This is a genomic window from Rhodococcus sp. NPDC003382, assembly GCF_053589135.1.
In genome coordinates, this window is sequence record NZ_JBSFRH010000084.1 from 1 (window position 1) to 12454 (window position 12454).

A 12454-nucleotide genomic window follows, 5' to 3' on the forward strand; every position below is an offset into this window, starting at 1 on the left:
TCTACCAGGTAGGACCCCACGTCCTCATCTCACGCCACACCGCCCGAATGTCCCCGGCCGCCGTCAGCGAACTCCTGGTGAGAAAACCTCAGTGAACCTCATGGAATTCGACGTCACCACACTGCACGGCCGCCGCGCGGATCAGCGCTGGAATCGGATGGTCGTGGGCGACCTGTTCGAGCGGCTCGTCTGGAGCAGCCCGGACAAGGACGCACTGGTCGGCTGGGCCGGGGCGTACGCCACCGACGGCTTCCGGCGCCTGACCTATCGACAGGCGGACGACGCGGCAAATCGCACCGCACAGGCGTTGCGCGCGGCGGGTCTGACCGACGGTGAACGGGTTCTGCTCTACTGCGAGAACTCCGTCGAGGCGGTGGTGACGATGTTCGGTATCGCCAAGGCCGGTCTCGTGGCGGTGCCGGTCAATCCCCACCTCGCCCCCGACGTTCTCGAGTGGGTCGTCGAGCACGTCGGTGTCCGGTTCACCGTCGTCGACGGCGAGTTCGGTGAACAGGCCCGAAAGGTGTTCGCACGGGCCGATTTGTGTGTGAATGTCACCATCCCGATCGGCGGTCCGATCGTCGCTGGCAGCCGCGACTTCGCCGAGTGGATCGCCGAGCAGCCGGCCGACGAGCCGTCCGGCAACCGGCACGCCGACGACGTGTGGAGCATCCTGTTCACCTCCGGTACCACGTCGATGCCCAAGGCATCGATGGCAACGCACACGTACTCCTACATGGCCGGCTTCTCGTACGCGATGTCGCTCACCCGCGGCCTGGACTACGAACAGGACCTGACGACGTGCACCTTCCTGCCGATTCTCTACCACTGCGGCCACAACTCGACGATCCTGCCGACGATCCTGGCGGGTGGCACGATGGTGCTCGGCCGTCGCCCCGATCCGGCGGCGCTGGCCGCCGCCGTGACGACGGAGAAGGTCACCGCCGTATGGGCAGGGTCCCCGGCCTGGGTCCAGCAGCTCGCCACGCGTGGCCTCGAGTACGACGACGTCGATCTGTCCTCCCTCACCGTGGTGATGTTCGCCTGGGGATCGATGAATCCGGGCATGGCGCAAGACCTGGCGAAGGCATGCGGACCGCAGGTGAAGATGCTCGAAGTCTTCGGGCAGACCGAGGCCATGTCGTGCTATCGCTTCTGGCCCGACCGGCATCCGGGCAAATTCGAAAAGTCGCTCCGCGGAACCAACTACGTCGGCGTGCCGAATCCGCTGTTGGCTGCCGACATCGTCGATGCCGACGGCAACAGTCTCCGCGGAAGGCCGGGCATCGCCGGTGAGGCCGTCTACCGCAGCCCGGTGGTCACCGCCGGCTACTACGGGGACGTCGCAGCCACACGAGAGGCGTTCCGCGACGGTTGGTTCCACTCCGGGGACAGCTGCATGTACGACGAGGACGGCCTGCAGATCATGGTGGACCGGTTCAAGGACATCGTGAAGTCCGGCGGTGAGAACGTCTCGAGTCTGCGCGTGGAGGGTGTCCTCGTGACCCATCCCGACGTGTTGCGGGCCGCGGTGATCGGCGTGCCCGACCCGGTCTGGGGTGAGAAGGTCACCGCCGTCGTCACCGTCGCGCCCGGTCGAGAAGCCGACGTGGAGGGCATCCTCGCGTTTGCGCGGGAGCGGCTGGCGGGATACGAGGCCCCGAAGGATATCGTCGTGATCGATCGCATGCCCGAAACCGTCGGCGGCAAGATCATGAAATACAAATTGCGCGAGCTCTTCACGAGGGAATGCTGAGATGTTCGAAGGTGTTCCGGCTGCAGATCACTGATCGGTCGAGCGGTCAGTGGCGTCCCGGCGGTGATGTGGTCACGGCAACGATGAAGGTGCGCCGGAGCGTGATCGTGGACAAATACGCGCTGGTCATCGAGTGGAGCTGTTGCGCCGCGACCTTATCCCCATCGCTCCGCACACCGGCGCCAACCAATCGGCCTGCTCGGTGACCGCGAGCTCTCGGTCGACTGCGCCTGCGATGTCCGAGGCGAACGGAACGACGCGTCGGGTGGTGAGGTCGACATGGGGTGCGACGACCTCGAGCGTGTTCGCCAGCGACTCGGTGGTGTCGTCGACGAGCAGAGCCATGCCGTGGATGACCTTGTCGGAGCGTTCGACGACCCGGAAGTATGCCGAAACCCGGTGTCCGACGTGTACTTCCGCGTAGTACTTCAGGTGATGTTCGGCGGTGAAGAAGCCCTGCCTGCGGGTCGCACGATAGTCATCGGTCAGGCCGATCCGGCGGAAGGCGATGTCGATGGCTTCGGCCCCCAGGTCCAGGTAGTGCCGGATGTTCATGTGACCGTTCGCGTCCTCGAACTGCGGTGGGACGACCAGTGGCCCGAGTTCGCGAGGAAGCTGCACGATTTGGTCGTAGGTGGGAACGGGGGCAGTCATCGGTCTCCTGTCGGGGGTGCATCATGACGCGGTCAGTTGCCGACGCGTGGAGGTGCTTTGATCTGAGTTGGTTTCTCGGGTCGCGCCGAATCGCCGGCAGCGGTTCCTTCACAATAACGATCGTTCACACGTCGTGCTAGAATCGTCGAGTGGACAGGAGCCGGAAGATTCTCGATACAGCCGCAGAACTGTTCTACGAAAAGGGATTCCACGGTACGAGTGTCGACGAGCTGGGTGCTCGCGCGGGTCTCACGGGTCCGGCGATCTACCGGCACTTCTCCGGTAAGGACGAGATCCTGGCCACCTTGTTCGACGAGGCAATGGACGAGCTGATCCGTGCCGTCGAGCCTGTGGACGACGATGCCGACATCGACTTCGAGCGTCTGGTTCGCCATCATGTCGAGTTCGCGATCCGGCACCGGCACCTGGTGAATGTGACCCAGCGGGAGGACCGCTCATTGGTGGATCCTTGGCGTCGCAAGGTCAATCGCCGGCGCAAGCTCTACGTCGACTGTTGGGAGAGCGCGGTGGCCCGGTGCCTCCCCACAGCGACGTCGGCGGAGGTTGCCGTGGCAACCCAGTCCTGCCTCGGCACGATCTTCTCGATCGCCTATTGGCCGACCAAGGTCAGCCGCACCCCAGGACTGGCCGATCTGATCGTCCGTCTCACAAACGAGGGACTCGACGCCTTCCGCGGCTGACCCCGGCGCCGGTGACGAAGCGCTTCGAGCCGGTGCGGGTCGGTCATGCCGATCTTCGGTCCTTTGCCGGGCTACCAGAGGGAGCAGGCCGGTCGTGCCGGGGTGCTTCTGCAGGTTCGGTGTTCGCTTCGGGGGCGACCCGGTTGCCATCATGGGTTTCGAGCGCGGGGTGGCCCTGCAGGCGGAGTACGAGCAGCGCAGTCTGGGCGCTCAATTGGTCGGATGCGTTGCCGGCGACGTCGAGTCCGGTCAGGGCGTGCACGCGTGCCAGCCGCAGGCGCACCGTGTTCTCGTGAACGCCGAGTCGCTGTGCCGAACCGCGCACGTTGCGTGCGGTGTCGAACCAGCACTGCAGTGTGTGGAGCAGGTCGGCCGTTCCGGGGGCGCCGCGCAGCAGTGGCCCCAGCATGTCGTCGACGAAGTGCCGCACCGCCGAGATTTCACCGTGGGCGAGGAACAGGCGTGCCGGTCCCAGGTCGTCGACGGCGAAGATGCGGTGGATCGTACGGTCGGTGAAACGGTCGATGCAGAGCACGGCCTCACGCGATTCACGGTATGCGCGGGCCAGCGCTGTGGGTTCGCAGACGGAGGACACGCCGGCGATGAACTCCTGCGACCGGAACAGGGAATTCGCGGCGCGCGCCAGGGCATCCTTGACGTTCGCGACGGTCGCGAGGGCGCCGACATTCTCGCGAGCTTCGACCAGGAGCAGGATGCCTTCGGATCCACGGGTGGACAGGACTTCGACGCCGAGATCTCGTTCCATCCACTCGGCGAGCACGCGCTCGGAATCGGCGAGGTCGTGATGGGAAGCCAGAATGTACACCAGCACACGCCGAGCGTGGATGTTCACTCCGAGATACTCACCGCCGGCCGCCAGATCATCCAAAGCCCCGGTGCCTCTTACAAGTTGGCGGGTGAGGGAAGACTTCGCGTTCCATGCAACCCGCGCGATGCGGCGTTGGACGAGGAACTGGGCGCCGATTCGGCGCGCGCTGCGGGCGGCGGTGTACTCGTCCGTCGGGCTCAGCGGCGACGGATGTTCGTCGATCACGAGCCATCCGAAGTGTTCGCCGCGTTCGACGACCGGGGTGACGATCTTGCGGCGGGTCAATCCGGTGGTGGGACCGGCCGCGAGTACGACCGGGTCGGGGGTGGTGACTGTTCCGGGGTTGTGCGCGCGGAGGATGTCCGTCAACGCCGGTGCTGTGACGTGGCCGGCCGTGTCGGGGGTCGCGGCGGCGATGGTGCGGCCGCGTCGGTCGAACAGCAGCACGGACTTGCCGGCGAGCGCGGAACAGGTGCGCACGATCGCAGACATGCAGTCGACCGCGGTGACGGCGTCGTCGAGACGTTCGTCGACCAAGGTTCGTTCGGCGGCCAGTCGCCGGCTCTGCTCGAGGTCCCGCCATCGCCGCTTGTGTTCTTCCGTGTCGAGGGCGGTGGTGGCGGCGTCGTCGAGCAGTGTGCGGAGCGCGGTGAGGGCGGTTCTCTGCTGGTCGGTGAACTCGGCTGTGGGATCGGCATCGGTGAGGACGAGGAGGCGAGTGGGTTCTGCACCGTCGTTCGACAGTCGTAGCAGGCACATCCGGGCGACACCGGGTCCGTCGAGGTCGGTTCCGGACAGCGATCGGCCCGATGCGTGCACGGTGTCGGGGGAGTTCAGTGCACGACGCACGAGCGGGCAGTCCGACCGAACGCGGCGCGGTGTCGACGCGGTTCCGATGCCGGGAAGGGGGAGGAGCACGCCGCGGGAGTCGTCCGAGACGAGCACGTCTGCGGACGCGAAACCGGCGAGCGTGGCTGCCCGGGAAAGCAACCCGCCGAGCAACCGGGGTAGTGCCGCCGAGGCCGGCGCAGGGGGTGTCATGGTGCTCGCCTCCTTGTCGTCCTGGTCGGTCGTGCCGACGACCTGCGCTGCGAGGCCGGTGTGCGGGATCCGTCGCCGCGGCGAGATCAGCTTTCGACGAGCAGTTTCCGCACGGCGGCGGCATGCTCGATGGAAGCCTCCATCGAGGTGGCGGCCGGGACGAGCGTGATGTTGTCCGCTCCTGCGTCGACGAACGCGCGCAGCCAGTCTGCAACCTGTTCGGGTGTGCCGGCCGGTGCCAGGTGCCGGAACTTGTCCCGGGGCAGGCGGTAGAGCGCGTGCATCTGCTCGCCCACCAGGCGGTCGGCTGTGGCGGCATCGTCGTCGAGACCGCACCAGACGTTGACACCGAAAGTGCTCGGAGTGCGGTTCTCTCGGGCGGCGGCCTCGAGGATCGCGGTGCGGGTTTCGGCGAATCGGCGGGGCGTGGAGAAGATGGCGAGCCATCCGTCGCCGTACTTCGCGGTTCGACGGATGGCGGCGTCGCCTCGGCCGCCGATGACGATCGGCACGGCTGGCTGGGGCGTGGGCAGGATCCGGGCACGTTCGAGGGTGAAGAACTCTCCGGTGTGGGTGACCTCTTCGCCGGACAGCAACGCTCGGAGAACCTCCAGTGTTTCGTCCAAGCGGCGCCCCCGGGTGCGGGGATCCACCCCGGCGTTGGAGATCTCGGAGCGGTCCTCACCGCCGACTCCCGCGCCGAGGACCAACCGGCCCGGGGCGAGCTGTGAGATGGTCGAGATCTGGCGTGCGGCGAGCATCGGATGCCGCAGCCCCAGTAGATAGACACCGATGACGACGGAGAGCGTGTCGTGGGCCGCGAGCACCGACGTGGCGGAGACCATCCCGTCGAAGCCGGTACCGCCGTGGAAACTGATGTGGTCACCCACGGTGATGTGGTCCAACCCGGCATCGGCGGCGGAAGTGAGCAGTCGCCGCCGTGCGAGCGGGTCCGGGACCAGCAGGGAGTCTGTGACCGACAGACCGACGCGGAGCACCATTTCGACCCTTTCAGTAGCTATGGACTGACCGTAAGGCCAAATGTTGTTCGTGGCAAGTGCCTCTTCCGGTCGGGAACGGGTCGACCTTTATGCTTCGAGCGTCCGCTTGCCCGAACGACGCCGGAGATCCGAGGCCATGACCGATGCCGCACCGTTGGCTCGTCGCCGCGATCCCGACCGTAAGGAGAAGATCCTCGCCGCAGCAGCCGAGCTGGTGGCTCAACGGGGCTTCCACGCGGTGTCGATGGCGGATATCGGCGCCCGCGTCGGGATCAGCGGTGCGGCGGTCTACCGTCACTTCGACAACAAGGCCACGCTGTTGTTGGCTCTGTTCGATCGCTCCCTCGACGGGTTGCTGCGCGAGGAGAACGTCATTGTCGGCCGCAGGGAAGACATCCCCGCCGCGTTGCGCGCTCTCATCGAACGTCAGGTCGACTTCGTCGTCGACGAGCGTGAGTTCGCGCGTGTGTACTACCGCGAGGTAGAGCACCTTCCACCCGACGACCAAATGCGATTGCGCCGCAAACAGCGCCAGTATGTCGAGGAGTGGGTGCATGTCGTGCGAGAGCTCGATCCGTCGCTGGACGAGTCCGCCGCCCGGGTTCTGGTCCACGCCACGATCGGAACAATCCAGTCGGCGCTCGTCCACAACGTGGGCATGTCCGACGACCGGCTCAAGGCCATGCTGCGCCGGGCGGCCTATGCCGTGATCGGTCTTCCGGTCGAAGGTTCTTGATCAGCGGCGGGCCGGGTTCTCCACCGATGCCGCCAGTTTGTTAAAGCGGAATAACAAATTTCTTCGCCAGTCGATCGTGGGGCTGCTGCTGATGTGCCCACGACCTGGTTCTATTCGTACGTCACCGCCCGGTGGGCGTGGTCTGCGTCCGAAAAATTCACCCTTTTGGTCTGATAGTTAATGCGGTATAACTTTTTCACGCGGCGGGAGCGCGCCGCGTCGAAGCCAGAAGGGCAATCCCATGACTGTCAGCGCAGATCCCCGATTCGAGGACCAGGTGCGCGCCTACTACGAGGCCGGCTACTGGAACCGCTCGACCTTCGTCACCGCGATCGACCACTGGGCCGATGTCGATCCGGACCAGCCGTACCTCTCCGACGGTACGAGTGCATACACCTACGGCCAATTCCGCAGCAGCGCATGGAATCTCGCCTGCGCCCTGCGGGAACTCGGCGTCGGCCCCGGAGACCGGGTCGTCGTCCAGCTCCCCAACTGGAACGAGTTCTTCCTCATCTACGCGGCATTGACCCGGCTCGGCGCCGTCACGGTGCCGGTGGTCTCGGTCTACCGCGAGCACGAAGTCCGGTTCATCGTCGAAAACTGCCAGGCAATCGGTCTGGTCACTGCGGGGCAATTCCGCGGATTCGACCACGCAGCGATGGGAGCACGCATCGCCGCCGAGGTCCCGACGGTGTCCTTCCACGTCACGGTGCGCGCGGCCGGCGCGGACGGCGGCCTCGATCTCACCGCCTTGCTCGCGGCAGCACACGACGTGGCCCTGCCGCCGGCGCCGTCCGCGGACGACCCGCATCTGATCCTCTACAGTTCGGGCACCGAATCCCGCCCCAAGGGCTGCCTGCACACCTGGAACACGGCAGCGTTCTTGCCTACCCAGGCGGTCCCGGTTCTCGGGATGAACCGGTCGGACGTGATGTTCGTGCCGTCCCCGATCACCCACACGCTGGGACTGACCCTTGGTGTCATGGCCCCGACCATTGCCGGGGCCCAGGCGCACCTGCTCGACGTCTTCAGTCCGACCGCTGCACTCGAGCGGATCGGCGCCTACCGGTGCACCGGCACCGCCAGTCCGGCACCGTTCATTCGGATGCTGCTCGACGCGTACGACCCGGCCGTTCACGACGTGTCACGGCTGCGGTTCTGGCTCACTGCCGGCGCCGCCATCCCGACCTCCCTCGTGCAAGAAGCCCAGGACCGGCTGTCGGGATGCCGCGTGGTCAGCGCCTACGGTTCCAGCGAGATCATGATGGCAACAGTCTGCCGACCCGAGGATTCCGTCGACCGCGTCGCTACGTCCGACGGTGCACCGGTACCCGGTGTGGAACTGCGAATCGTGGACGTCGACGGGAAAGAATCCGCCCCCGGAACCGACGGCGAGATCCGATACCGCGGTCCGGGACGGATGCTCGAGTACTGGGGCCGGCCCGAGCTCACGGCGGAAGGTCAGGATTCCGAAGGATGGTGGCGCACAGGAGATCTGGGCCGGATCGACGAGCAAGGTTACCTGCGGGTGACGGGCCGGATCAAGGACATCATCATCCGTGGCGGGTTCAACATCAGTGCCCGTGAAGTCGAAGAGGCCCTGCTGCAGCACCCGGCCATCGCGGACGTCGCCGTGGTCGGACTGCCCGACGAGGCGGTCGGAGAACGCGCCTGCGCCGTCGTCGTGGCGCGAGACGACACCCGCCTGACCGTCGACGACCTGCGGCGGCACCTCGTCGACGAACACAAGATCGCCGTGTGGAAGGTCCCCGAACGCGTCGAGTACGTCGACGAGTTCCCGCGCACCGCGACCGGCAAGATCCAGAAATTTGCGCTGCGCGCCAAGTACGGCGACCGCGCCTGAGGAAGGAGTCACCATGCCTTACGAATCCATATATGCACCAAATCTCTTCGATGGACAGACGGTCGTCGTCACCGGCGGCGGAAGCGGAATCGGCCGCTGCACCGCGCACGAACTCGCTTCTCTCGGCGCACACGTAGCCATCGTCGGCCGCAACCAGGACAAGCTCGACACAGTGCAAGCCGAGATCACCGAGGACGGGGGATCGGTATCGACGCACGTCACTGACATCCGAGACGAGGACGGCGTCGCCGCGGTAGTCGACGCCATCGTGGCGGACCGAGGCCGCATCGACGGTCTGGTCAACAACGCCGGCGGGCAGTACCGCTCACCGCTGAAAGATATCTCCACCAAGGGCTTCGAAGCAGTCGTGCGCAACAACCTCACCGGCGGTTTCATCGTGATGCGCGAGGTGTTCAACCGCTCGATGTCACAACACGGCGGCTCCATCGTCAACATGATCGCCGACATCTGGCACGGCTGGCCGCACTTCTCCCACTCCGCCGCGGCACGTGGCGGAATGTTCACCCTCACCGAGAGCGTCGCCACCGAATGGGCCGCCGCCGGAGTACGGGTCAACACCGTCGCGCCCGGGTCGATCGCCTCGAGCGGCCTGGACACCTACGACGAAAAGGACCGCGAGTTCATCCAGCACGAGGTCACGCCAGGCATCCCACTGCAACGCTTCGGCACCGAAGCCGAAGTGTCCGCAGCGATCGTCTACCTGCTGTCCCCGGCCGCTCGGTTCGTGACCGGATCCTGCATGCGCGTCGACGGCGGCGCACCGAATGCCCGCCGCGGCTGGTGGCAACTGCAGCCCGCCGTCCACAACGAACCGTTCAACGGGTTCCACCGCTCCACCACCCCCGACATCCTCACCACGGTCTCGTCCTGAATCCCACAAGGAGACAAATCATGTCCAAGGTCGTCTACGACAAGCGCGGTCCCGTCGCACACATCCGGCTCAACCGCCCCGAGGTCAAGAACGCCATCGACGTCGAAACCCACGAACTGCTCCGCGACATCTGGGCGGACTTCGCCGCCGACGACAGCCTGCGGGTGGCCGTACTCACCGGAACCGGAGACGCTTTCTGCGCCGGCGCAGACCTCAAGACACACGTCCCGACGTGGAGCGACGGCGGCCCGATGCTCGCGCGCAACAAACTGCCCGACGGCTTCGCCGGCGGCATCACCCGGGGCCAGCACCGCATCTACAAACCGATCGTCGCCGCACTCAACGGCTGGGTCCTCGGTGGAGGGCTCGAGCTCGCCCTCGCCTGCGACATCCGGATCGCCTCGGACAAAGCACAATTCGGCTCGTTCGAACTGCGCCGAGGCATGCACCCGGCGGACGGTGGGATCGTGCGTCTGGTCAACACCGTCGGGGTCGGTATCGCCCTCGAGATGGAACTGACCGGTGAGCCGATCGACGCTCAGCGCGCCCTGCACGCCAACCTGGTTTCCCGCGTCGTGCCCCACGACGACCTCGAGTCCGCGACCAACGACCTCGTCGCCAAGATCCTGCGCAACGATCAGAAGGCCATGGAATCGGCAAAAGAAACCATCTTCGAGGTCATCGGCCGGCCCCTCGACGACCAACTCAAACTCGAAGCCCTGCTCGGCTACGCACTCTGCGGCGACAACCCCGCCATCCGTGAGCGATCGGCTCAGTTCTTCGACAAGACCGACCCGGGCCGGGCCGGTACCCATCCGGTTGCGCTCGAGACCGAGACGGTGTGACCCGAAATGCTCGGGCGAGCAAACCGTAAGGTGCGCTCGCTGTGTGGATATCGATTCGGACTCCCAGCGACGACAAGCGAAGATCCGCTGGCCCCGCTGTGAGCTGTCCGCCATCACGCACATGCGCCGGACCTGGGCCCACACCTCGACGGATGAGGGCCCAGGTCATCGCACACGTGGTGTGCAGCATCCTGTCTAGAGCAACTCGTCGATGCTCCGGAGCCGACCGCGGTCGGCCTCGAACCCGAACGGCGCGTACCAGGATCGCTGGAAGGCCAGAAGCGGTCGGGAGGATTCGACGACCCACCGGCCCAAGGCTCGGCGGACGTCGTCCGGAAGCGACTCGTCCTGCACGACTGTGCTCACAGCGGTGGCAAGAGCGCCGGCCCACTCGATGAGCTCGGTGGTGCCTGTGGACGCGGACTCGCGTGCAGTCCTGCCGGCATCGATGTGCTCGGCGAGGGTGGCGGTCGCCGGCTGCGGCAGCCGCGCCAGCAAACCCTCGGCCATTCGGAGATACTCGCCAAGCTCGAACCGGGACCGTTCGTGGATCCGGTAGATCCGCGTACCCAGGAATTCCAGGTAGTCGACGACGAGGGGGAGTTGCTCGGAGGCAAGGGGATCGGACCGGTCCACCGCCGGCGCGACGCCGTCGACCAGGGATTTGCGCAGAGCTCCGAGAGTGTTGCGCGAGTGATCCATTACAGCACCTCGCTCAGGAGAGTGTTCAGCTCGTCGGCTGCGACCGCAGCCATGCCCTTGACCCGGCACAGGACCACGTCCTGATGCGACTTGCCCAGCTTGGCGACCCGATGCGCCGAGGCCAGGGTGGAGACCACGATCTGATACGCGTTGAGGATCTTGTAGAAGGTGATCTTCTCCGGATCCACGGCCAGACCGGTGGCGTCCTCGTAACGTCGGTAGAAGTCATCTTCGGGGACCAGTCCACACACCAGGTAGCGGCCGTCCTCGTCGTAGTGGCCGAAGGTGGACTGCGTGGTCCACGCGAGGTCGCGGTGCCGGTCACCGAGATGGCCGCGTTCCCAGTCGAGCCAGGCCGTGATTTCGAGGGTGGATTCGTCGTAGAGGAAGTTGCCGCTGCGGTAGTCACCGTGGACGATGCCGACGTGGTCGAGCGCGGGCAGGTGGTGACGCATCCACTGCTCCGCCACGTCCATGAGCGGCAGGTCCTCCGCCCGGTCTTCTTCCCACGTGCGCCGAGCTTGGTTGAGGAGCCACCGCGCCGCGTCGTCGGTTCCGATCCGGGGTCGGCTGAGGCTGGTGAACGTCGTTGCGGACAGATCGAAGGTGTGAAGGGCCGCCAGAGAGGACATGAACTGGTCGGCCAGTGGTTCGCGGGCGCCCGGGCCGAAGTTCGTGCCCAGACCGCTGATCTTCCCGGTGGTGGTCGCCGACGGTTTGGTGACCCCGGAGACATAGGAGTAGAACAAGGCGGGTTCCGGAAAGAATTCCCCCTCGACGTCGATGAAATGCGGACGGGGGATGGGGATCGTGCCCTGCACGGCGCCAACGAGCTCGAACTCACGGAGCCGGCTGGTGGCATTCGACCCTTCGGCGGGATCCATCCGGACCACCATCCGTTCGCTCACCCAGGACTCGGAATCCTTGCGGTGCAAGGTGAATCCCATCTGAATCTTGGACACACCGCCGGTGAACCATCGTGCATCCGACACCCGGAAGGGGTCGTCGATGCGGGCGGAGAGGAAAGACTCGACATGCCGGACGAACTCGTCGAGGTCCATCCGCCGGTACGGGCCGAGCGCGCGGCGCTTCATCTTGCGGGTCAGTGTCCGATCCACTTCGGGCTCGGTCGGATACAGCGCGCGGAGATGTTCGATTTGGGCGTCGGTCGGGTCGTCGGCCCAGTCTCGGTCGGGCAGGGGCAGGGTTGCGCTGGTCATTCGAGATTGCTCCTACTTCTCGCGGCCGTGGCGGGACATCCGCTCGGCCAGGTAGTCCAAGCCGAAGATGTCCCCCATCTCGCCGTAGCCGACGGCGGTGCCACGCTCGTATCGGAACAGTGAGGTTTTCTCACCAGGCGGGGGCTTGTAGGTGAAGAAGCACGAGGGCGGCAGCGGTTATCGCGCCGATCCTCCACGGACACAGACTGATTC

11 protein-coding genes are annotated in these 12454 nt (G+C 65.9%); 6 read left to right on the top strand and 5 right to left on the bottom strand.

The features are described 5' to 3' along the window. Positions 1-100 precede the first annotated feature (100 nt). Positions 101-1756, top strand: coding sequence for a class I adenylate-forming enzyme family protein (locus tag ACWDUD_RS30105; RefSeq protein ID WP_450111708.1), 1656 nt, complete (start codon positions 101-103; stop codon positions 1754-1756). 126 nt (positions 1757-1882) lie between these two features. Here the strand turns inward: ACWDUD_RS30105 and ACWDUD_RS30110 are convergent, their stop codons facing one another. Further along, positions 1883-2410, bottom strand: coding sequence for a thioesterase family protein (locus tag ACWDUD_RS30110; RefSeq protein WP_450111709.1), 528 nt, complete (start codon positions 2408-2410; stop codon positions 1883-1885). Positions 2411-2559: 149 nt separating this feature from the next. Between ACWDUD_RS30110 and ACWDUD_RS30115 the strand changes: the two genes are divergently transcribed. Further along, positions 2560-3111, top strand: coding sequence for a TetR/AcrR family transcriptional regulator (locus tag ACWDUD_RS30115; protein ID WP_197250738.1), 552 nt, complete (start codon positions 2560-2562; stop codon positions 3109-3111). Positions 3112-3154: 43 nt separating this feature from the next. Here ACWDUD_RS30115 and ACWDUD_RS30120 read toward each other — a convergent pair whose 3' ends face one another. After that, on the bottom strand, positions 3155-4981 hold the full coding sequence (locus ACWDUD_RS30120) for a PucR family transcriptional regulator (protein WP_231609972.1): 1827 nt from the start codon (positions 4979-4981) through the stop codon (positions 3155-3157). 86 nt (positions 4982-5067) lie between these two features. Continuing rightward, the gene (locus tag ACWDUD_RS30125; protein ID WP_197250739.1) at positions 5068-5982 is read right to left on the bottom strand and encodes an LLM class flavin-dependent oxidoreductase; all 915 of its coding nucleotides are present in this window, start codon (positions 5980-5982) and stop codon (positions 5068-5070) included. 40 nt (positions 5983-6022) lie between these two features. Between ACWDUD_RS30125 and ACWDUD_RS30130 the strand changes: the two genes are divergently transcribed. The 4 genes from ACWDUD_RS30130 to ACWDUD_RS30145 all read left to right on the top strand — a co-directional run bounded on the left by ACWDUD_RS30130 (position 6023) and on the right by ACWDUD_RS30145 (position 10319). After that, positions 6023-6718, top strand: a complete 696-nt coding sequence (locus ACWDUD_RS30130) for a TetR/AcrR family transcriptional regulator (protein ID WP_450111710.1) — start codon at positions 6023-6025, stop codon at positions 6716-6718. A gap of 241 nt (positions 6719-6959) precedes the next feature. After that, a complete protein-coding gene (locus tag ACWDUD_RS30135; RefSeq protein ID WP_450111711.1) occupies positions 6960-8582 on the top strand; it encodes an AMP-binding protein in 1623 nt (540 codons plus the stop codon). Positions 8583-8595: 13 nt separating this feature from the next. Next, entirely contained in the window at positions 8596-9474 is an 879-nt protein-coding gene (locus ACWDUD_RS30140) for an SDR family oxidoreductase (protein ID WP_197250743.1), read from the top strand. A gap of 20 nt (positions 9475-9494) precedes the next feature. Next, the gene (locus ACWDUD_RS30145; protein WP_450111712.1) at positions 9495-10319 is read left to right on the top strand and encodes an enoyl-CoA hydratase/isomerase family protein; all 825 of its coding nucleotides are present in this window, start codon (positions 9495-9497) and stop codon (positions 10317-10319) included. Positions 10320-10514: 195 nt separating this feature from the next. Here ACWDUD_RS30145 and ACWDUD_RS30150 read toward each other — a convergent pair whose 3' ends face one another. Together ACWDUD_RS30150 and ACWDUD_RS30155 are read right to left on the bottom strand one after the other, a co-directional pair. Continuing rightward, complete coding sequence (locus ACWDUD_RS30150; protein WP_197250744.1) at positions 10515-11021, bottom strand: hypothetical protein; 507 nt, start codon at positions 11019-11021, stop codon at positions 10515-10517. Next, entirely contained in the window at positions 11021-12241 is a 1221-nt protein-coding gene (locus tag ACWDUD_RS30155) for a phosphotransferase family protein (protein WP_197250745.1), read from the bottom strand. Before ACWDUD_RS30155 ends, ACWDUD_RS30150 begins: the two co-directional genes overlap by 1 nt. Between the last annotated feature and the right edge of the window lie 213 nt (positions 12242-12454).

Bases quoted from the DNA above. Each gene is read 5' to 3' on its own strand.
- ACWDUD_RS30105 (WP_450111708.1), top strand. From the start codon at position 101: ATGGAATTCGACGTCACCACACTGCACGGCCGCCGCGCGGATCAGCGC.
- ACWDUD_RS30110 (WP_450111709.1), bottom strand. From the start codon at position 2,410: ATGACTGCCCCCGTTCCCACCTACGACCAAATCGTGCAGCTTCCTCGC.
- ACWDUD_RS30120 (WP_231609972.1), bottom strand. From the start codon at position 4,981: ATGACACCCCCTGCGCCGGCCTCGGCGGCACTACCCCGGTTGCTCGGC.
- ACWDUD_RS30125 (WP_197250739.1), bottom strand. From the start codon at position 5,982: ATGGTGCTCCGCGTCGGTCTGTCGGTCACAGACTCCCTGCTGGTCCCG.
- ACWDUD_RS30130 (WP_450111710.1), top strand. From the start codon at position 6,023: ATGTTGTTCGTGGCAAGTGCCTCTTCCGGTCGGGAACGGGTCGACCTT.
- ACWDUD_RS30135 (WP_450111711.1), top strand. From the start codon at position 6,960: ATGACTGTCAGCGCAGATCCCCGATTCGAGGACCAGGTGCGCGCCTAC.
- ACWDUD_RS30140 (WP_197250743.1), top strand. From the start codon at position 8,596: ATGCCTTACGAATCCATATATGCACCAAATCTCTTCGATGGACAGACG.
- ACWDUD_RS30145 (WP_450111712.1), top strand. From the start codon at position 9,495: ATGTCCAAGGTCGTCTACGACAAGCGCGGTCCCGTCGCACACATCCGG.
- ACWDUD_RS30150 (WP_197250744.1), bottom strand. From the start codon at position 11,021: ATGGATCACTCGCGCAACACTCTCGGAGCTCTGCGCAAATCCCTGGTC.
- ACWDUD_RS30155 (WP_197250745.1), bottom strand. From the start codon at position 12,241: ATGACCAGCGCAACCCTGCCCCTGCCCGACCGAGACTGGGCCGACGAC.